We start from the raw sequence: 25,716 nt of genomic DNA, 5'->3' as shown, positions 1-25,716 counted from the left end.
CCCCGGTTGTCCTGCCGTAGTGATTCACTCAGCAACGCGTTCGAGCCACACAGCTTCACTCTCAGGATCGCCCGCATTGGAGCCGGTTGGGAGGACGAAGGCTTCGATGGACTGGACCCCGTCCTTGTCTCGATAGAAGTACAGACTCCAACTACAGCCTTGTTCACTGTCTGTCAGGTAGGCGATGGCCGCGTACGGCATGCCACTAAGTGACTCCCAAACGCCCTCATAATCGACGAGCGTCGAGTAGTCGAAGTCCCCCCAATCCTCGGGACGATCACTTGCACAGAAATCGGGTGACCAGTCCTCCGCAACAAATATCCCATTCGGTTCAAAGCTCAGTTTCGAGGCAACGGGCAGGTTCACAGCAACCCACGCACCCTGAACGTCGCTCGACTGCAGAGTTTCGTCAAACTGCTTCGTTGAAGCGCACCCTGCGAGCAAGACTCCACAGAATGCGAGCACCAAGAAACGTACCGTCGGAGCTTCTCTCACCACGTCACAGTCTCCTGCCACGTGAAATAGGTCGTGACTTCAGAGAATCCTCCGGTGCGACCCGGAATCGCGCTGGCTAGATCACGAATCGGAGAGAGCAACGAGCCCAGGCTTATGACATTCTCTGCCTGGATCTGCACGACGACCGAATTGGCGGTCACACTTTCAACTACCGTTGCGGTGTAGGTATGCGAGCCGATGGCAGCCAATGACCGAGCACTGTCCGTTGCGTTTCCCCAATTGCCCATCGTCTCGATGTCATTTGCAAACAGCGGGTTATCAGCGTTGGGTTTGCCGGCCGCATAGTGCCACCTCTCCGGTGCGTTTCCCACACTCAGATTACTCCGGAGTATGTTTCGGTAGTCTTCTGCTGCTGCGGAGTCACGCAGCCCCTGGGTGATCCTCGAGCCGCCTCCGAACGAAATTTGCTGTGGAAGGCGGCCGGTCGCCCAACTGTAGAGCAGGGCACCCTGTTCTGTGCCGATGATGCTCCCCCCCTTCTTGGCAACGGTCCCTACATCACGAAGAAACTTTCGGGATTCAGGCATCAAAGCCCTGTTCTTCGAAGAAGAAATCATAGATTTACCTCTTCGAACCCATTCTTTCCCGACGCCCATCGCGTGGTTGTAACCCGGGGCCACCACGTATGGCGTCGTTCTGCCGCCGCATCCACAGTCGACCTTGAACGCAAGACCACTCGGGTCGGTGTAGGTGGTGGGGTTGTTGCCGGAGTAGGCGTACCCGGTGTTCTGCTGCGGGAGATTGGAGTCGATGATGGGGTCGACGCTGGTGAACTTGCCCAGCACAGCGTCGTAGACGCGCGCGCCGACGGTGGTGAGCTTGATCGACGGCGTGACCGGCATGTTCATGTATCCGGTGCCATCGCCCCAGTTCTGCGCGGTACCAGTGAGGGGCACCCCGAAGGGATCGCGATAGGACTGCACCGTTGCACCCGAGGTCGCATTCGTGGTCACGTCGACGGTGCCTTCGATGTTCGTGAACAGCCAAGACAGCGTGTTCCCGGGAGTCCCGGTCTTGGCGTTTCGCTGCGCGACGGGCTTGCCGCCGGCAGCAGCGTAGGTCCGATACCCGGCGACGACCGTCGAGCCCTTCGCCTGCGTCAACACAGTATCCCCCAGCAGCAACATCGCACCGCTAGTCGCCGACACACGCAGCAACAGCGTTCCAGATGCGTCGTACACGTTCGACACCGACTCCGCTCCCGCGGTGATCGTGGCTGGCTTCCCGACGTCGTTGAACGTCAGGGTCTGGCCTGGACGCGTGGTCTGGTTGCCGGCGGCGTCGTACCCGTACGATCCCGCGCCGGCGCCGCCGGTGACCGTGAAGACAGCGTGCGGGCGGGCGTCACCAGCAGCGGGGTAGGCGTACGTGCTGGTGGTCGTGGTCCCTGCCGTGGTGGTTGACGTCATCGACGTGCGGTTCCCCGTCTCAGTGTCGTACGTGTAGTCGTGCCAGTACGGTGCCACGCCTCCCAGCGCCCCGGCGGACGGTGTCGCTGTGCATGCCGTCGACGCGTTCGGCGTCCATGCCCGCGTGAGCTGCCGCAGTCCGTCATAGCTGAAGCACGCCTTCTGCGTCTTCGCAGACGGATACGCCGCGGTGCTCGACGAACTCGTCACGTTGCCAGCCAAGTCCCGCGTGTACGCGCGGCTCGCGACATAGTGCCCTGTGTTCGCAAAGACGGCATTATCGAGCACACTCGTCACATCCCCGGTTGCCGGATCATAGCCATATGTCGAGTATCCGCCATTGCCAGACAGGTACCTGTTGAACTGGGAAATCTGTCCGGTGGGCGTGTAGATCGTCGCATTGAGCACCGACGTGACACCACGCACGCTCGAGAGCCTGCCCCACGCGTCGTACCCGTTCCGGACGACCTCGGCCGGCAGCCCGCCTGCGGCCGGCAGGCTCTTCGTCGAGAGCGAACCGTCCGCGAAGTAGGAGTACGAGACCGCATAACTCGTCCCAGCGAATGCGGGCGCCCCGGCCGGGATCGCCGTGGTCGTCTTCGTCGGGTTCCCCATCACGTCGTAGGTGTTCACGGTGGACGTGTACGCCAGGCCGGGGGTACCTGCCGTGGACCCGCTATAGGACGTCGTCGTCGTCACGAAGCCCTTCCGCACCGTGTCATACGTCCATGCTGACAGCTTCGCTCCCGATGCGGTGCCGGCGTACGTCGCCGTCTTCCGATTCAGGTTGTCGTATGTCGTGGTGATGGTCTTTCCCCGCGCATCCGTACTGGTCAGCTGGTTGCCGAGGAGGTCATACGTCGCAGTGGAGTCCCCTGAATCCGGGTCGGACTGAGAGGTCTTCTGCCCGAGGATGTTGAATCCCCACCGCCACTCGTTGCCCGCGGGATCGGTCATCGACGTCATCCGCCCAGCACCGTCGTACGCGTACGTCGTCGCCTGCCCGGTACCCGAGACGGTGCCGTTCAGGTATTGCACGAGCTTCGTCTTCTGGCCGAGGGAGTTCGTGTACACGCTCTGCGCGGTGCCGCCCGTCGGAGGCAGGAAGTCCGTCCGGTCAGCGCCGGGGTAGGAGGTCACAGTCTGCGACGTGTCCGTGCCAGTCGAGCGCAGCACCGCCTTCGTGACACGGCCGATCTGGTCGTAACTGGTGACGACCTGCGACGGAATCGCGTTCGGGTTGTCAGGGACGAAGAACTCCTTGGACGGGTTCACTGAAGCTGTCCAGTACTTGTTGTCGGCCCAATAGGCGCGCCCCAGGGCATCAAAACTCGTCGTGGCCACGGCGGCGCCGCCGCCTTCGACGGATTCCTGCGTCTGCACAGACCGGCCGAGGCCGTCGAACAGCTCGAACGTGGTGACGTTGCCCCCGCCGGTGAGCCTGGTCGTCTGGACGGAGTTCACCGCAGTCTGGGACAGCGTGTACACGTACGACATTGACGGCGCGGTCGGATTGGCCGCCTTCGGCTGAAGCGGCAACCACACCTTGCTGATCCGTCCCAAGGCATCCGTGCTGATGGAGGTCGTGGCACCGTTCTGGTCCACGATCTGCGACTCGGCACCAGTGGACGGGTCATATGTTCTCGTGGTCACCCAGTTGAACGGCGCCGTGTTCTTGACGGTGGATCCAGTCATCGGCAACGCCACCGATGGGGTGTACGCACTCGTACTCGTGCGTCCCATCGCGTCGGTAGCGACCAGCGTCCGGCCCAGCGCGTCGTACGTGCTGGATGTCACCGGCGCCCAGTGCGCCGTCATGCCGTCATATCGGTCGACTTGGGTTGTCAATGTTGGCAGGCCGCGCGTGGCAGCAGCCCCCCACGCGGCACCGTCATAGACCGTCTTCACGTCGCTGACATGGTCACGCGGATACTGCGCGGCGCCGAGGCTGTCGCACGCGACGGCAACCGTGCGCTGCTGACTGGGAAGACCGATCAGCCACGCGGTCGTGTTGGGAGCGGCGTAGCTGGTGGATGTGCACGTCGCCGGGGCATCCGAGGGGTCAGTCGACACCGTCAGCGGATACCCGTAGGTGCTGTCGAAGGTGGTGGCCGTGTCGACCGTGCGGGTCCCGCCGGTCGAGGTGGGTTCGGTGACGACGGATCGGGCATTCCGCACGATCCTCGCTTTCAATGCTCCCGCGCTAGCGGTGACCGGAGAGGCCCACGGTGTGTTCACGTTCGTGCTCACGACCGATCCGCCCACGCCAAGGAGCGTCTGCTGCTTGTAGACCATCCCGCCGAACCAGCGCTCGTCGGCGATGCTGGCACCTGCCACGTTCACGGCTTTCGTGCCACCTGACGCGGCAGCGCGGTCACCGTTCATACCCTGGTAATAGGTACTCTTCGTCACCTTCTGCGCCGCGGGAGCTCCTGAGTCACCTTCTCGAACCTCCACGGTGTCCACACCGGCAAACACATTCCAGGTTCGGCTGGCAGTGGGAACCATGGGGCTGTCGTTGTATCGCCAGCGGGGAGTGCCGTACACGAACTTCGTGTACATCGGCTTGCTCAGCGCGCTACCCGTGGTCGCGTTCACGGTCATATCGGAGACCGGGTACTTGTGGAACAGGTCCGTTTGCGCGGGCAGCGGAGGCGTGATCTCCGGCACCCAGCGTTGCGGGAAACACCACTTCGTGTTGGATTCGGGCGCGGCGAGGATGGTCGATGCCTGCTCCGGTGTGCACTGTGCGCCCTGATAGTTGACGCTGATCACCGCACCGAGTCCGGTCTTGATGGAACTGAGGCGCCACTTCACCAACGGAGCGACACCGTCGTACACCCAGACACGGTTCTGCATCGACGTTCCATAGAACACCGTGGCCGGCTCAGAAATCGCCGCCTGACCACCCGCGGTACCACTGCGCTGCACCTTGGCGAGCCACAGGGCCGGGCTCGTCCCGTCACCCGTTGCCGGAAACGAGTGTGAGAGCGTCCACGTGTTCACCGTCTGGTAGGCGGTGCCGACCTTCACGAGGGACTGCACCGTCGCAAGACGCCCGTTCGTGAAGAACGTGGGTGAGATCTGCGACGTCGTCGAGCAGGATGCGGCCATGCACTGCTGATCCCACGGCACATCCGGATATGCCGACGGCGTCGTCGGTACCGTGGCCGAGCCGGGAGCAGCAACTGTGCAGGTAGCCCCGGAGGTGTCCGAGCAACGCCCCTTGGAGTCGTAGTTGAATTTCACCTGATAGCCGGCAGCGTTCGCGCCGTAGATGTTACTGGCGCGCAGGCCGTAGTCGATTCGTGCCAACACACCACCTCGGACGTATGCGGTCGCTCCGCTACGGTTCTTGGCGTACTTGTTCGCCTCGGTCGTGTAGTACAGGGCTTGCGCGTTGCCGTGCACGTCGACGATGTAGTCGAGGTTCCACCGCCACGCCTGCGTGCAGGACGAAGCAGCGAAGGTGGAGGCGTGGCACGGCTCCCCGGTGTCGTTGCCGAATACCGGCACCGTCCATGTGGAGTTGGTCACCGCGTTTCCCGTTGCCCATCCGGGCAGCCGCTGCTTGCCGAAGTAGTACTGCGTGCCGTCGGTCGTGGTCATCCGCCAACACTCGGACGAATTCGTACCGTTGGTGCATCCACTCCCCCCGCTGAGCAGCTCAAACCGTGTGCCGTCGTCGTTCTGCAGCCGATACACCGCGGACGCGCCGATCTTGACCAGCGGCCCTGAGTGTCCGGCGAACGACACGGTGGCGTTGTCAGACTTCCAGCACAAGTCGCCAGAAGTGTTCACCGACCCCGATGCTCCGTCATCCAAGGAGCATGGCACGTAGGTGCGCTCGATGAACCCGGTCGCAGACAGTTCCCACCCTTCGCCGACGACCGAGGGCTGGTTGTTGCTTGAGCCCGTGAGCCCGTCCACAGCCTGCGAGTTGTATGCCAGACCCAAGTCCGGCACCGGGCCGACGCCCGGATCTGTCACCGCCATGTCGTACGTCCAACTGAACGCGCCGGTCTGTTCCGTGACATCCCAGCTCGACGAGTCTTTAAGGGGCGTGGCGGAGTAGGTCCCCGCACCGTTCGCCGCCGTCGGACCGGATGCAGCAACGAGCATCGTGGGCGCGTCCGAGACCATTGGTGTCAGCACGACGCCGTCCTTCGACTGCACGGAGGCCACCGGAGTCGGTTCTGCCTCGTGGTCCCCGACCGGTACCTGGATCCATTGGATGCGACTGGCGTAGTCGGCGCCGAATTGCCCCAACATCAGCTCGTCCGGAACTCGCACACCGACCGGCGCAGCCGAATCCTCTCCACCGTCTGCTCGAGTGAGCTCAAGCGCGAGCCCCTGCACATCGGCCTTTGCCGATTGTTCTGTGGAGAGGAGCTCCACCGTGACCGACTCCACGGGTGCTTTCGCATCCCCGCTGGTTGCCACCTCGATACCTGTGTCGCCGACGGCCTGCCACATACCAGTCACGGTGGCGCTGGTGGCCCCCTTCGCCCCCTTCGTCTTCGGACCATCGACGGCGTCGTCCGGGGTCTTCACTGTGACGGGCTTGGCACCCTTGAGCGCCTTTGCCTTCGGCGGCTTCACCGAATCAGAGGACTTCGGTTCTGCCCCCTTCCCCAGCGCCGACTGTGACGACCCCGGAACCGGATCTTCGAACTGCGGCTTCGGGTTCGTCGGTACCGCAGCGGCAGACGCAACCATCGGAACGCTGACGAGCACACTAGCCGCCAAGGCTGCACAGGCAAGGACACCGATAGCCCGGGAACGGGGGTTACGCAACATCGCGTCGTCCAATCTCAAGAACGAAAGAATCGAATGGGATGGTGAGTCAGAACGGGGTACCGAATTGGCTCAATTCGTACAGCTGGTTGGACGTGAGCACCGCCGGCACGATTGCCGGATTGGTGATCATCCCGTAGAAGCGGGAGCTGTCGGGATCCGGGGCAAGCTGGAGGGCACTGTTCGCCGTCCAGTCACCACTTCCGACCTTGTGTGGGGTGACTGCCGTCGGAGTCGCCTTGTCGCCAATCACCAGCCGTAGCTGCTGATTTGCAGTGTCCAGAATTCCCGTGAGAAGCACCCACTTCCCGCTCACTGCGGCCGACGCAGCAGTCGCACACCCTGACACGAGCGTGGCATCCTCCCCGGATGCAGCGGTCCCGGTGATACAGAACGCGTACTTTCCACCCGCCAGCTTCAACTGCACGACCCCCGAAGCGGCTGTCCCCTGCGACATGATGACCTGATTGCGTGTTGCGTTGTCGGGCTTGACCCACAGGCTCACCGTGAAGCTGTTCTCCGCGTTGAGAGGCGCCGACCCGGTTCCGATGGTCGAGCCGGCAGCACGACTCTGCGCCTTGATCACGGGAATCGCGCCGAGCTGTGCGTCCACGACATCCGTCACGGACTTGTCCACAGACGCCGGAAGGGACAACGACAAGGCACTTGCACCACCGCCCGGATTCGCGTCCGAGATGGACGTCGGTAGCGGGCTGCTCTCCGACGACAGCGACCACATATGGCCATTGCTCGTTCCCGCACCGACAGCAGCAGGCGTACCGTCCGACACTCGATACAACGGCAACGCCTTGGCGACCGAAACATTGCCCGCGCGGTCATACGCTGACACCCACAATGTGGAGAATGAGTCGGTCGGCGCTACCGTGATGGTCGTCGCCGACTTGCACGCGAAACGCACCGCGCCCGAGCGCTTGTTGCAGTCCGGCATCGCTGCCGTCCGAGCAATCGCCACCGGGCTCGGCTGAGCCGCAGCATTTGAATCGAAAGCGGAGTACTGCACCCAGTACTGGTACCCGAGCACATCCGCAGCGCTCGTCAGGTTGACCGTGACCGGCTTTCCGACTTCGAACGTTGTCGCGCTGGTCGACAGCCCCGGTGCTGCCGGCGCCGTATTATCGACGACGAAGTAGCAGAAGCTCGTGAACCCGCTCTGCAGCCGGGTATCGTTCGCCAGCGCCCGCCACGCGTAGGTCTGCCCCTCTGCCAGGCCCGTGAACGTACCGCTCTGCGTCCCCTGCGCAACCGCCGGCCGCGCCACCTTCTGCACGGGGTTGGACAGATCTGATGACTTGTAGACGTAGAAATCAGTGCCGACGTTGCCCGCGTCAGGGTCGGTGGACTTCACGCTGACTGTGACCTGTGGGCCGGGGACCCCGACTGCGGTCGCGGCAGTCGCGGCGCAAGGCCTCGGCGGTGCGGTCATCGTCTGTGCGGTCGGAACGTTGGGGCGGGAATTGTAGCTGACTTTCAGCGTCGCATCCCTGCTGTAGTGGCGGCGGGAGGGGGCATTCGGGTCGGCGTAGGTGACGGCGAATTGGATCAACGATGCCCCGACTTTCGCTTGCACGCCCTTGGTGACATTCCAGTTCACGTTCAGGGCTGCCGACCCGCAATCCGGTCCGGTCCACGTCGCCTGCAGGGGTCCACTCCACCCGGCCGTGCCCGCGGCGTTCCACGACTGCTCCTGGTTCCAGGTGAACCCGGCGGTCTTCGGACCGAACGTGTGGATGCCGATAGCCTTTGCGCCGCACGCGTTCACGCTCAGCTGTCGGGTGTTCAGATGCGCCGCGATGATCTGCTTGCCCGCCAGGCCGCTGATCGGCACCTGGAAGAACATGTCGGATCGATACTGCTGATAGATCCCCACACGCAACCGGTCAGAGACACCGGCGCTCAGGTAGGACTGGTTCGGATAGGCCGCATCCGTATACCAAGACGCCGATTCACCCGAGGACCAGTCCGGGTCCACGAAGATCGGGTACTGCACGGTCGGCGCCTCCACGCGCTCCTGCACAGCCGCCAGAGACTCGCCGATGTCCATTTTGACGCTGTTCGTCGTGACCTCGTGCTCGACCGGCATCGGCGGAGCTTCCCCACCCGGCTCACGGTACGTTCCCCCTTCGGAAGAGTCCCACCACAACGGCTGACCGGCCACCAGGTCCGCATCATTCGGAGTGGCGGCGCCGGCAGGATCGGCGACGACCGTGCCTGCAGCATCCTTCGTCAGCGTTGCGCCGCCTATGGCAACGTGCAGGCTTTCCAGCGGCGCTGAAAGAGCTGCCTCCTCTGACCACACCACGTAGATCGATGCCATGCCCGTCTTCGTTGCCGCGAGCTTTAGATCGACGCCGGGGAACACGGCCTCGTAGGTCGCCGTATCGCCTTCGACGGTCGGGGTCGGCAGGTCACCATACGGCCATGTTTCTGACACCCAATCGCCCGAGGCCGACTGGACCTGCGCCAGCGCATCCGACCCTCCAGTGGAGAAACGCACCGGCACCGCAGATGCTTCCGGCACCAGCCACTCACCGTCGCGGACGAGATCGGTGTCGACTGGCACCCACGCACCATCCTTCTCCGCGCGCACAGGCCTCGTCGCCACCTCGTACTGCATCGTTCCGTCTGGCATCGCGGAAGTGAGCTCGGTGGGTGAAGTCATCTCGTCAACAACGACCGGCTCACCGGTCGCTTCCGCCTCGGCCTGTGCCGCCGCAATGGCCGCGTCAGGGTCAGCGGTTGCAGTCGCCACTTGACGACCCGCGGCCGTCTGCATGGCACCGGCCGGCGACGCCGTCGCCGCGCCCGCCGAAACCACTGCGCCCGCAACCAGTACGCCAGTGCAGGCGATCCCCAGCACCGCACGCAGACCCCATCGGAGCCGGTCACCGGACCCCATTCCTGAAACAAGACTCATGCGTCGGAACGTACTCGCGCGCCATTCAGCAAACCAAGAACAAACTCTGTGCTGATTCACCGCCCCGACCATGTCCACCCATCCCGGCGAAGCGCATCAAGACGAGAGTGGGCATTACCATCCCCATCGCGACGACGCCTCCTTTGCGACGAGAAGCCGTCAAGATCCCTGCACTTGACGAAGCTTCGCGCGTCCGCATCACTGTGGCGCCGGCATTGCCGCGCTCCACGACCATCACTGCGACCACAAGCCCTACCGGTCCAGATACCTGGAGTTCTCTCTGATTCACGGCGGCCGCGACCACGGCACGAGCGAGCCGATCCGGCCCACTCAGGAAGTTATCCGACAGGGCGGCACCAGCTCTCGCGCCATGCGTTCTCTCCTGCCGGCCTGGCAAATGTGGAACCTTTAGCTCGATGGCGGACATATCGTCATATGAGGGCTATCGACTCCGACACACTTCGCCAGAGATGCCTCGCGTTGGTCGAGGAGCATTATCGTGATGCGCACGTCAGCCCGACGTGGTTGGCCCGCACCTTGTATGTGTCGCGACGCCAACTGGACAGAGCGTTCGTCGAGGGGGCCAGTGTTGCTGAGATCCTCGCGAGACGGCGTCTACGGCAGGTGCTCGTCGTCGCTGCACTGAACGTCCCCGTCCCGATGTCCGACATAGTGACCAGTTGTGGATACTCGACGTACGAGACGTTCCGTGCGCAGTGCCACCGGTACTTGAAGCGCAGTCCGCGTGCGGCGCGTGCTCACTTCACCAGTGTCCTCCGCATCAGTCCCGCGCCGACGCAGGCGGCCTAGGCTCCACTGGCCCCGGTAGCCGCGTACATGCCGCGGCGTTCCAGGGGGGACTACAAGGATCTAGACTTCGTAGGAGTGGTCGGGCTGTCACGCCGGCCGTGAGTTCGAGGTGAGATCGTGCAGGACGCTGCTGCCCAAGGCCCCCAGGGTGACGGAGAACTCCTTTTCCGCCTCTCGCGCGGCGATGAACCGGCATACCGCCTGTTACACGATAGACATCAAGCAACTGTCTTCCGAGCCGCACTTGTTCTCATGCGAACGACTTGGGATGCAGAAGAAGTCGCTGCGACGGCGTTCTTCGAGCTCTGGCGAAAGCGCGACAAGGTCCGAGTCGTCGATGGGTCCGTGCTTCCGTGGCTGCTGGCTACGACCTCCTACGTGGCGAAGAACAGTCTTCGAGCTCGCCGCCGCTACCAGCGCCTCCTGAATCGAATTCCACATGACGAGGACGTATCTGATCATGCGGACAATGTGGCACGGGCGATGGACACGCTAGAGATATCCGCTCAAATACAACAGGCTCTCTTGGAGCTGAACCAGCGGGAGGCCGGCATCGTCATGCTCTGCATCGTTCGCGAGCTGCCAACCTCCGAGGCGGCCGTCGTGCTGGGCATCCCAGAGGGCACAGTGAAGTCGCGTCTGTCACGCGTGAAGGCACGACTGCGCGGCAGACTGGATCACCTCGCGCCGACAGCATCGGAGATGAGAGCATGACCCGCAAGGCAGACGGCATGCCTCACCATGACGTGGTGCAGGACCTTCTCATCGAGCAGATGCGGCGTGATCTCTCGCGCGTCCCTTGGTGGAAGACGCTATGGGGCCGGTTCTCCATTGCCAGCGGGGCACTGCTTATCGTCGGGCTGGGAGTCGCCGCCGTGGTGATCCTCGAAGAGCGCCCTGTCAACGAAACCAGCATTGTGCACTGCATGGAGCGTCCTCGGCTCAACGCCGACGGGACGCTGTCCGGCGCGGCGGTCAGTATTGCCACGCCAGACGGCGTCGTCGCCATCGAGGATGCCGAAGCTGTATGTACTCAGATGTGGGAGTCTGGCGCGTTCGGCGAAACCGATCCGTTGTCACCGAGTCCGGCGCCAGGGGTCGCGCCCCAAGAGTTCACCATCTGCGTCACAGACGACGGCGAGGCCGCTGTGGCCCCGGGGCTTATCGAGTGCTCGGTCCTCAAGCTGCACCCTCATCAACCGAACGTGCCTTTGGGGCGGTAGACGATGGACGAGGTCTTGGCTGCCATCGAACCCAAAGTGGAGCAGTACGGTGCGCAGGTCAGCACAGTTCCGGCATAGTTCGCGCCGTCGTACTGCGATGACCAGCAATTGCTAACACCTTCCGCGGAGCGGATGTTGTTGTTCCAGCTGGACGCGAGACTCGGGAACCCATACGTAACGCCATAGCATCCCGTGCCAGTGCCCCAGTGAATAAGCACCGAACCGGTGCGGGACGTCCCCGTCCACGCCTTGCCGATGGTCACCGTCGCAGCCGCCGCCATCGCGGACTGACCCACAGCCGGCTGAAGCTGCTCGACATCGCCCGGCGCCCCATCCGCGATGAACCGCTCGGCCTCCTCGAGGGTGTCAAAGCAGGACACGACCGTGGGGACGGCCTCTGGCATCATTTCACCTTCGGGCACAGCGACTCCACCAACAGTGCAAGCCACGGGCTCGCCTGTAGCTGACGTCGATGCGAAAGCTGGCGTGGGGATTACTGCTAGCGCTAGAACGAGCGCTGCGGAAGCGGACAAGGTACGCCAGAGCATGGGAAGCTCCTCCGATAGGGATTGGGGTCGTTTCGGTATGTCCAGACTCCATCGAGTAGTTCCTGGCAATAATGCACCGCCCGCGCAGTTCCCCGGAAACACGGGGAACCTCCCACCTCAACTTGGCGCATTCTCTGTAGTTCACGACGCTCAACAACCTACGCTTGGAGGCGTGCATCGTGCAGGGACGGGTCACACCTAGTCTGAATGCTCTGAGGGGACCGGAAAGAGGAAACTGCCGCGCAAGTCTGTCCCCGTCCGACTTCGATGACAAACCTCGTACGCGGCGCGAAACGCCGTCGGCCCGGAGTGGTGACCGCGCCTGCGGAGCCCGCTCCGATGAGGCTGGATCGCGCAAACCGATCGCCAGGGCCGCCTGTCCCGCCTCAGCCGCTTAATGCCATCATGAACACGACCGTCGCGCGGGCGGCGTGACTAGAACTGTCACCTATCCGTGCAGCAGTCCCGCGTAGATCTTGAGCCCGTCGAAGGAACGAGCGCGATAACGGCAATGCTAGCTGTAGTTCCTCGGGAGGTTGTGAACGCGTGACATAGAGAAGACCTCCGGCAAGGATGTGGGTGACCACACTCCAGAATCAGTGCGCCTACGGATAATCGCACTGCGCGACGAACTCACCGCGCGGGGACTGGACGCCGGAGCCGACACCATCGCCGCGCACCTCTCACGCGAGAAGACCCGCCTGTCCCGGACCACGATCTGGCGTATCCTCACCGCCACCGGAAAGGTCAGCCCGCAACCCCAGAAACGACCCCGCTCATCCTGGCGCCGATTCGCCGCCGACCGCCCTAACGAGCTCTGGCAATCCGACTTCACCCACGTCACCCTCACCGATAACGGCGTGGTCTACACCACCCGCCTCGCCCGCGGCGGACGCGGACGCGGAGACGGCGCCGGCAACGGCAACGGCTTCGAAACCCTTCTCGCCGGCCTCGGGATCACCCAGAAGAACGGCAAGCCCTTCAATCCCACCACCCAAGGCAAGATCGAACGCTTCTGGCAGACCCTGAAGAAATACCTCCACGCACATCCCGCCGCGTCCCTGACACAACTGCAAACCACGCTCGACACATTCCGTGACTACTACAACAACACCCGCCCGCACCGCGGCATCGGACGCCGAACACCCGCCTTCGCCTACGAGCTCATCCCGAAAGCGGCCCCCACCCGACCCGCCGACCCAAACATCTGGCGCGTCCGCTACGACACCATCGACAACGACCGAAAAATCACCCTGCGCCGCTCAGGACGACTCCTCCACCTCGGCATCGGACGCGCCCACGCCCGAACCGAGATCATCTGCCTCGTCCACAACAGCAACGCCACCATCATCACCCTGAACACCGGCGAACTCATCGCAGAATTCACCCTCGACCCCACCAAGAACTACCAACGCAAAAACGGCTGAACCCCCGAAAACCGGGGGTTCAGCCGTTCGCGATGTCTGAGACATCACACCGCGGAGACGGAGGGATTTGAACCCTCGGTCCCCTTGCGAGGACTCCACCTTAGCAGGGTGGTGCACTAGGCCTGACTATGCGACGTCTCCGTGCGTCCGTTCCGAAGAGTGGACGCGCCTAGCCATCATAACGGTTCGCCGGGCCAGTCACGAATCGAGCACCGCGGCACTCGACGAACGAGCGATCAGCTCGGGCCGAAAGCGCACACTGCCAGCGCTACCCGGAGCTTCGAGTTCCTTCAGCAGCAGGTCAACGGCGGTCCAGCCGATCAGGCGGGCAGGCTGACGCACCGAACTCAGGGGCACGACGGCAGCCGCAGCGAAGTCGATGTCGTCGTATCCCACCAGGGCGATGTCGTCGGGCACCCGCACCTGCGACCCGAAGCTCAGAGCCTGCAGCAATCCGACCGCGAGCAGGTCGTTCGCCGCGAACATGGCATCCGGCCGATCCGCAGCATCCCGCGCCACGAGCGCCTCTCCAGCAGCGCGCCCCTGCAGCACCGTCAGCGACGGGCGCTCGATCACCTCCAGCACTGCATCGTCGACCTCGGCCACGGCGTCACGCGCACCCTGCAATCGGTCAGCGACCTGCCGCACCGACGACGGTCCGCCGACGAACGCGAGGCGCCGACGGCCGGCGGCGAGCAGATGCGCCGCAGCAAGTCGACCACCCTCGACGTCGTCGACCGACACCGACGGAAATGCGCCACCACGATCCTCACGGTCGACGAGCACGGCCGCCATACCCCCGGCATCGAGGCGGTGCAGCACGGCGAGATCGTCGGATGCCGGCGTCAGCAGCACTCCGTTGACGCGCTGCTCGAGGAACAGGTCGAGGTAGGCGCCCTGTCGCTGATCGCTCTCGTCGCTGTTGCCCAACAGCACGGTCATCCCTGCTTCGGCGGCGCGGTCCTCAGCCCCGCGGGCGACCTCGGCGAAGAACGGGTTGCCGATGTCGGGCACGACGAGGCCGATGCTGCGACTGCGCCCCGCGCGCAACTGGCGTGCCGCGTCGTTGCGAACGAACCCGAGCTCGTCGATGACCCGCTGCACGCGCTCAGCCGTGCGAGGCGAGACCAGCTCGGGCCGATTGAGCACGTTCGAGACGGTCCCCACCGAGACGCCGGCCGCAACGGCAACATCCTTCACGCCCACTGCCATCCGTCTTCCCCCTCCACCGCGGCCTCCCCACACGCTACTCGACAGGCTTTCCACCCGCCGCGCACAACGGTTTTGACTTCCCCGATACGGGCACCTAGAGTGCTCTGAAACGATTCAGACACGCCGGACTCAACGAGGAGATTCACCCATGCCCCGCGTCGCCTTCCAACTGCAGGTGCGCCCTGAACTGCTCGACGAGTACCTCGAGCGCCATTCGCCGGTCTGGCCCGAGATGCTCGCCGAGATCGCCGCATCCGGCCGCCGCAACTACTCGCTCTTCCTCGGCGACGGCGGCCGCCTCTTCGGCTACTACGAGACCGACGACGACGAAGCCGCGCAGGCCTACCTCGCCGATTCCCCCATCGCGACGCGCTGGGAGGCCGAGATGAGCCGGTTCTTCATCGAGCTCGACGGTCGTCCCGACCAGGCCGCGACGCGCCTGCCCGAAGTCTTCAATCTGGACGCCCAGCTCGCCTCGGCATCCGACGTTCCCGCATCCACCCCCGACAACGAAAGCAGTCCATCGTGAGCATCCTCACACCCGACATCCGCTCTCAGCTCGAGCGGCAGTCGATCGAACTCCCCTCGTGGGCGTTCGGCAACTCCGGTACCCGCTTCAAGGTGTTCGGCACGCCCGGCACCCCGCGCGACCCCTTCGAGAAGATCGCGGATGCCGCACAGGTGCACAAGCACACCGCGCTCGCCCCGGTCGTCGCACTGCACATTCCGTGGGACATGTGCGACTTCGACGCCCTGCGCACGCACGCCGAAGACCACGGCGTCGCACTCGGAACCGTCAACTCGAACACCTTCCAGGACGACGACTACAAGTTCGGTGCGCTGACGCACGAAGACGCGGCGATTCGCCAGAAGGCGATCGATCACCACCTCGCATGCATCGATGTGATGGATGCCACCGGCAGCCGCGACCTCAAGATCTGGCTCGCCGACGGGTCGAACTACCCCGGCCAGGCAGACATGCGCGGCCGCCAGGATCGCCTGCAGGACTCCCTCGAGAAGATCTACGCCCGTCTCGGCGCCGAGCAGCGCATGGTTCTGGAGTACAAGTTCTTCGAACCGGCGTTCTATCACACCGATGTTCCCGACTGGGGCACCAGCTACGCGCAGGTCGCCTCTCTCGGCGACAAGGCCATGGTCTGCCTCGACACCGGCCACCACGCGCCCGGCACAAACGTCGAGTTCATCGTCATGCAGCTGCTGCGCCTCGGCAAGCTCGGCTCGTTCGACTTCAACTCGCGCTTCTACGCCGACGACGACCTGATCGTGGGCGCGGCCGACCCGTTCCAGCTGTTCCGCATCCTGTTCGAGGTGGTGCGCGGCGGCGGGCTGAACAACCCCGATGTGGCGTTCATGCTCGACCAGTGCCACAACGTCGAAGACAAGATCCCCGGTCAGATCCGCTCGGTGCTCAACGTGCAAGAGATGACCGCGCGCGCCCTGCTCGTCGACCGCGACGCGCTGAGCAGTGCCCAGAAGAGCGGCGATGTGCTCGCCGCCAACGCCGTCTTCATGGACGCGTTCTACACGGACGTCCGCCCGGCACTGGCCGAGTGGCGTGAGTCGCGGGGACTGGCAGCCGACCCGATGGCCGCGTACGCCGCATCCGGATACCAGCAGAAGATCGCCGCCGATCGCGTCGGCGGAACCCAGGCAGGATGGGGAGCCTGACATGACCACCACCTCCATTCGCCGGCCGCTCACGGCCTGGAAGGCGACCATCGCCGTCGCCATGTCGAACTACATCGAAGCGGGCGCCATCATCGCCCTCGCCACCAGCCTGACGCTGTGGCAGGCCGAGTTCGGCTTCGACAACGCCGCCGTCGGTCTCGTCGCGGCCCTCAGCGCCAACGCGTTCGGCGCCGCGATCGGTGCCGCCATCGGCGGTCCGCTCTGCGACCGCCTCGGCCGCAAGTTCATCTACACTTACGACCTCATCCTGTTCATGGCCGGTGCACTGGTGGTGACGTTCTCGACGAACTTCACCATGCTGCTCATCGGCGTGATCATGATGGGCATCTCGGTCGGTGCGGGCGTGCCCGCTTCGTGGACCTACATCGCCGAAGAGGCCCCCAGCGAGCAGCGCGCCGCACACGTGGGCACGGCCCAGCTGGCCTGGTCGATCGGCCCGGCCGTGGGCTTCCTGCTCGCCGTGATCGTCGGCCCGCTCGGCATCGTCGGCGCGCGTCTGATCTTCTTCCACCTCTTCGTCATCGCCGCGATCACGTGGTGGGTGCGTCGCGGACTCCCCGAGTCGCGCCGTTGGAAGGAGCAGCGCGAGGCCGAACGTGCCAGCGGCCAGAAGGTGTCGCTGTTCTCGGGCATCGGCGGACTGCTGTCGAACAAGAAGAACCTCGGCGCACTGGCCTTCTTGCTCGGCGTGTACGGCCTGTGGAACACCGTCGCCGGGCAGGCCGGTATCTTCCAGCCGCGCGTCTACGAGGCGGCCGGGCTCGAGGATGCCACGCAGCAGAACCTGCTGCAGGTACTCGTCTGGTCGCTGACGGCCGCAGCCACCTACTTCGGCTTCATGCGCTACGGCGACAAGGTCAGCCGTCGCTGGCTGTACTTCGGCGGCGCGCTGCTGGGCGTCATCGCCTGGATCGTGCTGATCTACGCCCCTCCCGGAATGTTCTCGCTGCTGTTCTTCGCCACCGCCTGGGGTATCTCGGCCGGTGTCGGCGCGCAGGCCTTCTACGGCCTGTGGACGGCTGAACTGTTCGCGACCCGCTACCGCGCCAGCGCCCAGGGCATGCTCTTCATGCTCGCCCGCGTCATGGTCGGCCTGCTCAGCCTGGTGTTCCCCGTGCTGCTGGAGTCGATGGGCCTCGGCAAGCTCGGCCTGCTCATCATCGGTCTGCTGGTCGCCGCTCTGCTGATCGGCACGATCTGGGCGCCCAAGACCGAAGGCAAGTCGCTCGACGAGATCGAGCGCGAGCGCTACGGCGAGCCGGTGGCCACCGCACGCTGATCACCACGAGGGGGCGGGCGCCACGCCGCCCCCTCGCCCTCATCCTTCTCACCACCGCATCCTCAAAGGACCCCGCATGACCACCCCCACCCCCGCCGCACTGATCGCACGGTCGAACCGCCTCGGTGCCGATCCGAAGAACACCAACTACGCCGGGGGAAACACCTCGGCCAAGGGCGTCGACACCGACCCGGTCACCGGACAGCCGGTCGAGCTGATGTGGGTGAAGGGGTCCGGGGGCGATCTGGGAACGCTCACCGAACAGGGGCTGGCAGTACTGCGCCTCGACCGCATGCGCGCGCTCGTCGACGTCTACCCCGGCATCGACCGCGAAGACGAGATGGTCGCCGCGTTCGACTTCTGCCTGCACGGCAAGGGCGGTGCAGCGCCGTCGATCGACACGGCCATGCACGGACTGGTCGATGCCGCGCACGTCGACCACCTGCATCCCGACTCGGGCATCGCGATCGCGACCGCGGCCGACGGCGAAGCGCTGACCGCGAAGATCTTCGGCGACAAGGTCGTGTGGGTGCCGTGGCGACGCCCCGGCTTCCAGCTCGGTCTCGACATCGCCGAGATCAAGAAGCAGAACCCGCAGGCGATCGGCACAATCCTCGGCGGGCACGGCATCACCGCCTGGGGCGACACCTCGGACGAGGCCGAGGCGAACTCGCTGTGGATCATCGACACCGCCGCGGCCTACATCGCCGAGCACGGACGCCCCGCCCCGTTCGGTGCAGCGCGCGCCGGTTTCACCGCGCTGCCCGACGCCGAACGCCGCGCCCGCGCCGCTGCCCTCGCCCCCACCATCCGCGGGATCGCCAGCCACGACAAGCCCATGGTCGGTCACTTCACCGACGGTGACGTGGTGCTCGACTTCCTGGCATCCGAGAAGGCCCCGGCGCTGGCCGCCCTTGGCACCAGCTGCCCCGATCACTTCCTGCGCACCAAGGTCAAGCCGCTGATCCTCGACCTGCCGGTGACCGCCACCGTCGATGAGCAGATCGCACGGCTGCACGAGCTGCACGCCGAGTACCGCGCCGACTACCAGGCCTACTACGACGCGCACGCGACCGCTGACTCCCCTGCGATCCGCGGCGCCGACCCGCTGATCGTGCTGATCCCCGGCGTCGGAATGTTCTCATACGGCGCGAACAAGCAGACCGCTCGCGTCGCGGGTGAGTTCTACGTCAACGCCATCAATGTCATGCGCGGCGCCGAGGCGCTCTCGACGTACGCCCCGATCTCGGATGCTGAGAAGTTCCGCATCGAGTACTGGGCGCTCGAAGAGGCCAAGCTGCAGCGGATGCCCAAGCCCAAGAGCCACCAGGGCCGGATCGCCTTCGTCACCGGCGCAGCCTCGGGCATCGGCAAGGCCATCGCCACGCGCCTGGCCGCCGAGGGCGCCTGCGTCGTGATCGCCGACCTCGACCTCGCCAAGGCGCAGGCCGCGGCCGCCGAACTCGGCGGCACCGATGTCGCGATCGGCGTCGCCGCGAACGTCGCCGATGCGGATGCCGTCCAGGCGGCTCTCGATGAGGCCGTGCTCGCGTTCGGTGGCGTCGACCTCGTGGTCAACAACGCCGGCCTGTCACTGTCGAAGCCGCTGCTGGAGACCACCGAGAAGGACTGGGATCTGCAGCACGATGTGATGGCCAAGGGCTCGTTCCTGGTGTCGAAGGCCGCGGCGAAGGCCCTCATCGCTCAGCAGCTCGGCGGCGACATCATCTACATCTCGTCGAAGAACTCCGTCTTCGCCGGCCCCAACAACATCGCCTACTCGGCGACCAAGGCCGACCAGGCGCACCAGGTGCGACTGCTCGCCGTCGAACTCGGCGAGCACGGCATCCGCGTCAACGGCATCAACCCCGACGGCGTCGTTCGCGGGTCGGGCATCTTCGCCTCCGGATGGGGCGCCAACCGCGCTGCCACCTACGGCGTCGCCGAAGAGGACCTCGGCCAGTTCTACGCCAACCGCACCATCCTCAAGCGCGAGGTCGTTCCCGAGAACGTCGCCGACGCCGTGTACGTGCTGACCGGCCCCGAGCTGAGCCGTACGACCGGTCTGCACATCCCCGTCGACTCGGGCGTCGCGGCGGCATTCCTGCGATGACGGCGTCAGCAGCCGTCCGCTCGTTCGCCGCCGTCGACCTCGGCGCGACGAGCGGACGGGTGATGATCGGGCGCGTCGGCACCGACGCGCTCGATCTCGAACTCGTGACGCGTTTTTCGAACGGACCGGTGCAGCGGGCCGACGGCCTGCACTGGGACTTCGGTGCCCTGTACGAGCACGTGCTCGACGGACTCGCCGAGGCCGTGCGGCGTGAGCCCACGATCGAGAGCATCGGCATCGACTCGTGGGCGGTCGACTACGGTCTGCTGCACGATGGCGATCTGCTGGCCGAACCGTTCCACTACCGCGACGATCGCACCGCGCGCGGCGTCGAGGCGGTACACGCGGTCGTCCCCTTCGAAGAGCTCTACCGTCGCAACGGTCTGCAGTTCCTGCCGTTCAACACGCTCTACCAATACCGGGCGGATGCCCCGCTGAGCGACGCCGACACGGCGCTGCTCATGCCCGACCTGCTCGCCTTCCTGCTCACGGGACGACGGGTCGCCGAGCGCACGAACGCCTCGACCACCGGGCTGCTGCGCGTCGACGATGCGCAGTGGGATCTCGAGCTGGCAGAACGCCTCGGCATTCCCGCCGGCGTCCTGCCGAGCCTGGTCGATCCGGGTGAGACGATCGGTCGCGTCCGCCCCGAGCTCGCGGCGCGGATCGGCCGCGACCTTCCCGTCGTCGCCGTCGCCTCGCACGACACCGCTTCGGCCGTCGCCGCGGCCCCCTTGTCAACGCCGCACGCGGCCTACATCTCGTGCGGCACGTGGGGCCTGGTCGGCCTGGAGCTCACCGAACCGGTCGTATCGGACGCCGCCCGCGCCGCGAACTTCACCAATGAGCTCGGCGTCGACGGGCGCATCCGCTTTCTGCACAACGTCACGGGCCTCTGGCTGCTCAGCGAGACGCTGCGCGAGTGGGAGGCATCCGACGGCGCCCCGATCGACCTGCCAACGCTGCTGGCAGAGGCCGCCGCGACCGCCGGCGCGATGCCGCTGTTCGATGCGAACGACCCATCGCTCAGTGCTCCGGGCGACATGCCCGCGCGCATCAGCGCACTGCTCGGCGATGCCGCGCCGTCGTCGCGGGCGGCGTTCGTCCGCACCATCGTCGAATCGATTGCGCAGGCCTTTGCGGATGCCATCGCCGACGCCGCGACCCTGGCCGGTCGCCCGGTCGACAGCATCCATCTCGTCGGCGGCGGTTCCCTCAACCGCCTGCTGTGCCAGGCGACGGCCAACAGATCAGGGGTTCCCGTCATCGCCGGCCCCGTCGAGGCGACGGCGCTCGGCAACGTGCTGGTGCAGGCGCGCGCAGCCGGTGCCGCTCCCGCCGACCTCGCCGGTCTCCGCGCGCTCGTCGCGGCAACGGCGGACGTGCACCGCTACGACCCACGCTGACCCTGGTACGCGAGGCGCGTCACTCCAGGATGCCGCCGAGCAGCGACACCGAGGTGGCCTGCGCCTCGCGGCCGCGTTCGCCACGGTAGGCGATGAACTGCTCGACGAGCTGTTCGAGCACGAGCATCATCGCCGCCCGCGACGTGTGGATGAGTTCGTCCTGGAAGGTGTCGTTGATCGGCGGCACCACCAGGGTCACATCGGCGATCTCGGCGACGGCCGAGCGCGCGAACGATGTGATCGCGACGATGTTGGCGCCACTCGCGCGCGCGGCCCGCATGCCATCGAGCGTGGCCCGGTTCGCCCCGGAGCCCGAGACGACGACGCACAGCGAACCGGCGCCGAGCTGCCGCGCCGAGATCTGCTGCGACAGCGCGTCGGGCAGCATCTCGGCCGGACGCCCGGCCGAGTTCAAGCGCAGCACCAGGTCGATGCCGAGTGCGCCCGAGAGCCCATTGGCGATCACGAGCACGCGCTGCGATCGGTCGAGAAGCTGCAGGAACCGCAGCATGTCGTCTTCGTTGAGCGCCGCAACCGTGTTGCTCAGTCTCGCGGCGAAGCGTCCCACCCCGGCGCGCACCGCGCCGACCATGGTGCCGTCGCCCTCTTCGAGCGGCACGCTCTCGGTCGCGAGTTCCTGAGCGAGCGCGACGCGCAACTGCGGGTACCCCTCGTAGCCGAGTGACTGCGCGGCCCGGATCACCGTGGTGCGGCCGACGCCGACAGCATCCGCCAGGTCCTGCGCCGTGCGCTCGACCGTGCTGTCGCGGTCGGCGAGGATCGCGTCGGCGACCTTTCGCTCCCCCCGTTGCAGCGACGGCAGCAGCGCGGCGATCCGCGCCGATGGTGAGGCGTCAGACGCTCCGTGCCAGCTCACTCGAACGGGCTCCCTCCATGATCCGACGACGCACTGCGCCGGAGATCGCATCGATGGTCATCGTGACGACGACGATGACGATCAGCAGCATGCCGACAGTGTCCCATTCGCGGAACTGCGTGTAGTTGGTGAGCATACTGCCGATGCCACCGGCGCCGACCATTCCGAGGATCGCCGAGGTGCGGATGTTGATCTCGAACCGGTACAGCGCGAACGACATCAGCGCCGGCGAGACCGCCGGCCACAGCGCCCAGCGCGTCACCTCGGCGGTGGTGCCGCCGGCCGCGCGCACCGCCTCGGATGCCCCTTCCTCGGCCGATTCGATCGCCTCGTACACCCACTTCGCCTGCGTACCGATGCCGGCGATCCCCAGCGCCAGCATGCCAGTGAACGGGGTGAGGCCGGTGACCGTGAGCAGGATCAGGGCGATGATCACCTCGGGCACGGCGCGGATGACCGCGAACACGCCACGCAGCGACAGCCGCAGCCACGCGGGCCCCACACCGCGCGCGGCGAGGATGCCGAGCGGGATCGAGATCACGACGCACATGATGGCGCCCAGCCAGGCCATCGAGATCGATCGCCACATCTCCATCAGGGCCCGCGGCAGCTTCTCCCAGTTGGGCGGACCGAACATCAATCCCAGGTACTTGGCGACGTTCTCGGGGATCTTCGGGATGTCCGACCACGAGATCGGCAGCCCTGCCGCGGCGATGAGAATCACGAGCCCCACGAGCACCGCGGCCACCGTCTGCCACAGGCGCGAGGGTCGGGCTGGAACGTTCAGCGCGGTCATGTCAGCTTCTTTCGCAGGAAGTTCGAGAGCAGCTCGATCAGCACGACGACGACGAGGATCTCGAGGATGATCACCGACACGTCACCGTAGGCGTAGAAGCCGCGTCGTTCGTCGAGGATGCGACCGATGCCGCCGGCACCCACGAATCCGAGGATCGCCGAGATGCGCACGTTGAGTTCGAGGGTGTAGAGCCACTGATTCGCGAACAGCGGCAGAGTCTGCGGCAGCGCGGTGACCCGGTTGATCTGGAACTGGGTGCCACCGGCGGCCTTGCCCGCCTCCATGTAGTCATGGTCGGCCGAGTCGATGGCCTCCGAGACCAGCTTCACGATGATGCCGATATCGAACAGCACGAGCGTGATCATGCCGGGCAGCACTCCGACGCCCACCATCGCCACCAGCACCGATGCGTAGACGAGGTCGGGCACCGAGCGGATCACGTTGATCACGGTGCGCACCGCGGTGCGGCCGAACCGGTTGCCGTTGGTGGGCTTGGACGCCCACAGGGTCAGCGGCACCGAGATGCACGCCGCGATGACCGCACCCACGAGTGCCATCTGCAGCGTCTCGAGCATCGGCTCGATCGTGCGCGGCAGGAAGGCGAAGTTGGGCTGCATCAGCTGCGCGAGCTTCTGGGCGCCGTTCTGCCAGTGCTTGGTGATCGATGAGAGGTCGATCTCGACGCCGCCGATCGCCGGGATGCACGTGGCGACGGTGAAGGCGACCAGCACGGTGACGATCAGCACCGTGCGCCGCACGTTGCGCGGGCGCGGTGGCAGCACCGGCGCGACCTTCACTGCTGCGGGCGCCTCGACCACGGGTGCGGGGGCGCTCATCCCGCGGCGCCCAACTGGTCGCGCACCTGGATGGGACGCCCGTAGATCTGCTCGAAGTCGGCGTCGGTCGCCTCGTGCGCCGGTCCGTCGTAGACGATCTCGCCGCCGCGCAGTCCGATCATGCGCGTGGTGTACTCACGGGCGAGGTCCATCAGGTGGATGTTGACCATGACCGTCAGGCCGCGCTCCTGGTTGATGCGGCGCAGATCACTCATCACCGCGTGCGCCGTGGGCGGGTCGAGCGAGGCGACGGGCTCGTCGGCGAGCATGATGCTCGGCTCCTGCGTGAGTGCCCGGGCGATCGCCACGCGCTGCTTCTGCCCGCCCGAGAGCGCACCGCCGCGGGCCCAGGCCTTCTCGAGCATGCCCACCGAGTCGAGGGCTGTGAGAGCGAGTTCGCGGTCGTGTGCCGAGGGCATCCCCAGCAGGTTGCGCCAGGCCGGCGAGTGCGCGAAGCGCCCGACGAGCACGTTCTGGTAGACGCTGGTGCGTTCGGCCAGGTTGAATCCCTGGAAGATCATGCCGACGTGGCCGCGCAGTTCGCGCAGACCGCGTCCGCTCAGGGAGGTGACCTCGTGCGGGCCCACGGCGACAGAGCCGTCGGTGGCCCGCACGAGGCCGTTGATCGTGCGGATCAGGGTGGATTTTCCCGAGCCGGAGAGACCGACGATCGAGACCATCTCACCCGCGTCGATCCGCAAGGACACATCCTTGAGTGCCCGGGTGCCGTTCGGATACGTGACCGAGACACCGTCAAGGGCTACGTGCCAGGAGCTGTTCATGGATGTGTCCTCTGGGTGATCAGTTGGCGAACTTCTGCAGGATCTCGCCGTAGCGGTCGATCTCGTCCTGGTTGGTCTCGGCGGTCCAGTCGGTCAGGCTGACGAGGTCGCTCATAACCTGCTTGGCCTCCTCGGACGAGTCGACGTAACCGTCCATCAGCTCGGTGAGCTGGGCGACGAGGTCGTCGGGCAGCGAGCTGCTGACGGCGACACCACCGTTGGGGATCATGTCGGTGTAGGCGAAGGCGACGACCTTCTCGGCCACGTCGGGGGCCTCCGAGAGCACGCTGGAACGAGCGTCCCAGTAGCCGAAGCTCACCTCGGCGTCACCGTTGTAGACGGCGAGCACGGCGTTGTTGTTGCCCTCGACGGGAACCTGGGTGATGTCCTTGTCGGTGTCGATACCGGCATCCTGCATCGCCACGATCGGGTACTGGTACCCGGCGGGCGAGGTGGCCGCCTGCAGGGCGACCTTGGTGCCCGAGTCGATGCTCTTCAGCGCGTCGAGGCCTGCGGCGCCGGTACCGGTCGCGGCAGCATCCGCCTCTTCGATGCCGTTGCAGTAGCTCAGGGCGACGTCGTTGGCGGCGTACGTGGCCATCACCGGCTCGTCGTCGCAGTACTTGTCGGGGTTGTTCGTGAACGCGACCGAGGCGTACGAGCTGGCGCCGAAGCGCACGTCGCGCAGGACCAGCTTCGCGTCGTACTGGTTGATCGAGTGGTACAGCGAGCCGGCGTCGGTGATGATGACCTGCGCCTGGTCGGCACCGAGCGCCTCGACCGTGGCGGCGTAGTTGTCGGCGACGACACCGTTGACCGTGACCCCGAGCTCGTCGCTCAGGTAGGTGGTCAGCGGCTCGAGCGCCTCGGCGAGGTCGGCGTTCTCGGTCGAGGGCACCAGCGAGATCGTGATCTCTTCGGGCCACGCGGCGTCGCCGCTCGTGCTGTCAGCCGTGCTCTCCGCAGCACCGCAGCCGGTGAGTGCGAGGGTGGCGGCGGCGAGGACGCCGACCGCGGCGATGGACTTGCGCATGCGCAGA

General features: G+C 65.7%; 19 protein-coding genes and 1 tRNA gene. 9 read left to right on the top strand and 11 right to left on the bottom strand.

Translation table 11 applies throughout. The features are described from left to right. Positions 1-24: 24 nt before the first annotated feature. The 3 genes from PTQ19_RS02305 to PTQ19_RS02295 all read right to left on the bottom strand — a co-directional run bounded on the left by PTQ19_RS02305 (position 25) and on the right by PTQ19_RS02295 (position 9,492). Positions 25-366, bottom strand: a complete 342-nt coding sequence (locus tag PTQ19_RS02305; RefSeq protein ID WP_274368300.1) for a hypothetical protein — start codon at positions 364-366, stop codon at positions 25-27. A 125-nt stretch (positions 367-491) separates the two neighbouring features. Then, positions 492-6,737: an RHS repeat domain-containing protein gene (locus PTQ19_RS02300; protein WP_274368299.1), complete on the bottom strand. Its 6,246-nt coding sequence runs from the start codon at positions 6,735-6,737 to the stop codon at positions 492-494. A 34-nt stretch (positions 6,738-6,771) separates the two neighbouring features. Continuing rightward, positions 6,772-9,492: a LamG-like jellyroll fold domain-containing protein gene (locus PTQ19_RS02295; RefSeq protein ID WP_274368298.1), complete on the bottom strand. Its 2,721-nt coding sequence runs from the start codon at positions 9,490-9,492 to the stop codon at positions 6,772-6,774. A gap of 600 nt (positions 9,493-10,092) precedes the next feature. Between PTQ19_RS02295 and PTQ19_RS15355 the strand changes: the two genes are divergently transcribed. The 3 genes from PTQ19_RS15355 to PTQ19_RS02285 all read left to right on the top strand — a co-directional run bounded on the left by PTQ19_RS15355 (position 10,093) and on the right by PTQ19_RS02285 (position 11,690). Beyond that, entirely contained in the window at positions 10,093-10,467 is a 375-nt protein-coding gene (locus PTQ19_RS15355; RefSeq protein WP_425313170.1) for a helix-turn-helix domain-containing protein, read from the top strand. A gap of 117 nt (positions 10,468-10,584) precedes the next feature. Then, a complete protein-coding gene (locus PTQ19_RS02290; protein ID WP_274368297.1) occupies positions 10,585-11,181 on the top strand; it encodes an RNA polymerase sigma factor in 597 nt (198 codons plus the stop codon). Then, entirely contained in the window at positions 11,178-11,690 is a 513-nt protein-coding gene (locus PTQ19_RS02285) for a hypothetical protein (protein ID WP_274368296.1), read from the top strand. The genes PTQ19_RS02290 and PTQ19_RS02285 overlap by 4 nt, the downstream gene beginning before the upstream one ends. Here PTQ19_RS02285 and PTQ19_RS02280 read toward each other — a convergent pair. After that, entirely contained in the window at positions 11,663-12,112 is a 450-nt protein-coding gene (locus tag PTQ19_RS02280) for a hypothetical protein (RefSeq protein WP_274368295.1), read from the bottom strand. The two genes, PTQ19_RS02285 and PTQ19_RS02280, sit on opposite strands and share 28 nt — an antisense overlap. 701 nt (positions 12,113-12,813) lie before the next feature. Here PTQ19_RS02280 and PTQ19_RS02275 point away from each other — a divergent pair. Then, positions 12,814-13,665 carry an integrase core domain-containing protein gene (locus PTQ19_RS02275; RefSeq protein ID WP_274368294.1) on the top strand — a complete coding sequence of 284 codons (852 nt, stop codon included), beginning with the start codon at positions 12,814-12,816 and terminating at the stop codon, positions 13,663-13,665. Between the two features lie 52 nt (positions 13,666-13,717). Here the strand turns inward: PTQ19_RS02275 and PTQ19_RS02270 are convergent. Both PTQ19_RS02270 and PTQ19_RS02265 read right to left on the bottom strand, forming a co-directional pair. Then, positions 13,718-13,806: transfer RNA gene (locus PTQ19_RS02270), tRNA-Ser, on the bottom strand. A 57-nt stretch (positions 13,807-13,863) separates the two neighbouring features. After that, positions 13,864-14,877: a LacI family DNA-binding transcriptional regulator gene (locus tag PTQ19_RS02265; protein ID WP_274368293.1), complete on the bottom strand. Its 1,014-nt coding sequence runs from the start codon at positions 14,875-14,877 to the stop codon at positions 13,864-13,866. A gap of 148 nt (positions 14,878-15,025) precedes the next feature. On the opposite strand from PTQ19_RS02265, the gene PTQ19_RS02260 reads away from it, so the two are divergent. The 5 genes from PTQ19_RS02260 to PTQ19_RS02240 all read left to right on the top strand — a co-directional run bounded on the left by PTQ19_RS02260 (position 15,026) and on the right by PTQ19_RS02240 (position 21,385). Next, positions 15,026-15,406 carry an L-rhamnose mutarotase gene (locus PTQ19_RS02260; protein ID WP_274368292.1) on the top strand — a complete coding sequence of 127 codons (381 nt, stop codon included), beginning with the start codon at positions 15,026-15,028 and terminating at the stop codon, positions 15,404-15,406. Next, on the top strand, positions 15,403-16,566 hold the full coding sequence (rhaI, locus tag PTQ19_RS02255) for an L-rhamnose isomerase (protein WP_274368291.1): 1,164 nt from the start codon (positions 15,403-15,405) through the stop codon (positions 16,564-16,566). The genes PTQ19_RS02260 and rhaI overlap by 4 nt, the downstream gene beginning before the upstream one ends. Before the next feature lies 1 nt (position 16,567). Continuing rightward, the gene (locus PTQ19_RS02250) at positions 16,568-17,866 is read left to right on the top strand and encodes an MFS transporter (RefSeq protein WP_274368290.1); all 1,299 of its coding nucleotides are present in this window, start codon (positions 16,568-16,570) and stop codon (positions 17,864-17,866) included. Positions 17,867-17,942: 76 nt separating this feature from the next. Then, positions 17,943-19,979: a bifunctional aldolase/short-chain dehydrogenase gene (locus PTQ19_RS02245; RefSeq protein ID WP_274368289.1), complete on the top strand. Its 2,037-nt coding sequence runs from the start codon at positions 17,943-17,945 to the stop codon at positions 19,977-19,979. Continuing rightward, positions 19,976-21,385: a rhamnulokinase gene (locus tag PTQ19_RS02240; RefSeq protein WP_274368288.1), complete on the top strand. Its 1,410-nt coding sequence runs from the start codon at positions 19,976-19,978 to the stop codon at positions 21,383-21,385. Before PTQ19_RS02245 ends, PTQ19_RS02240 begins: the two co-directional genes overlap by 4 nt. Positions 21,386-21,404: 19 nt before the next feature. Here the strand turns inward: PTQ19_RS02240 and PTQ19_RS02235 are convergent, their stop codons facing one another. The 5 genes from PTQ19_RS02235 to phnD are packed head-to-tail and all read right to left on the bottom strand — an operon-like array spanning position 21,405 to position 25,709. Next, positions 21,405-22,262 (bottom strand): MurR/RpiR family transcriptional regulator, encoded by an 858-nt coding sequence (locus tag PTQ19_RS02235; protein ID WP_274368287.1) that lies wholly within the window; start codon positions 22,260-22,262, stop codon positions 21,405-21,407. Beyond that, positions 22,240-23,058 carry a phosphonate ABC transporter, permease protein PhnE gene (phnE, locus tag PTQ19_RS02230; RefSeq protein WP_206550566.1) on the bottom strand — a complete coding sequence of 273 codons (819 nt, stop codon included), beginning with the start codon at positions 23,056-23,058 and terminating at the stop codon, positions 22,240-22,242. Before phnE (PTQ19_RS02230) ends, PTQ19_RS02235 begins: the two co-directional genes overlap by 23 nt. Then, complete coding sequence (phnE, locus tag PTQ19_RS02225) at positions 23,055-23,894, bottom strand: phosphonate ABC transporter, permease protein PhnE (RefSeq protein WP_274368286.1); 840 nt, start codon at positions 23,892-23,894, stop codon at positions 23,055-23,057. The genes phnE (PTQ19_RS02230) and phnE (PTQ19_RS02225) overlap by 4 nt, the downstream gene beginning before the upstream one ends. Then, positions 23,891-24,676: a phosphonate ABC transporter ATP-binding protein gene (gene phnC, locus PTQ19_RS02220; RefSeq protein ID WP_274368285.1), complete on the bottom strand. Its 786-nt coding sequence runs from the start codon at positions 24,674-24,676 to the stop codon at positions 23,891-23,893. The genes phnE (PTQ19_RS02225) and phnC overlap by 4 nt, the downstream gene beginning before the upstream one ends. A 19-nt stretch (positions 24,677-24,695) precedes the next feature. Continuing rightward, entirely contained in the window at positions 24,696-25,709 is a 1,014-nt protein-coding gene (gene phnD, locus PTQ19_RS02215) for a phosphate/phosphite/phosphonate ABC transporter substrate-binding protein (protein WP_274368284.1), read from the bottom strand. Between the last annotated feature and the right edge of the window lie 7 nt (positions 25,710-25,716).

Origin of the sequence: Microbacterium esteraromaticum (assembly GCF_028747645.1) — a bacterium.
GTDB classification, from domain to species: Bacteria; Actinomycetota; Actinomycetes; order Actinomycetales; family Microbacteriaceae; genus Microbacterium; species Microbacterium esteraromaticum_C.
Note: the sequence above shows the minus strand (reverse complement) of the source record. Positions and strands in the feature narration are given on the sequence as shown.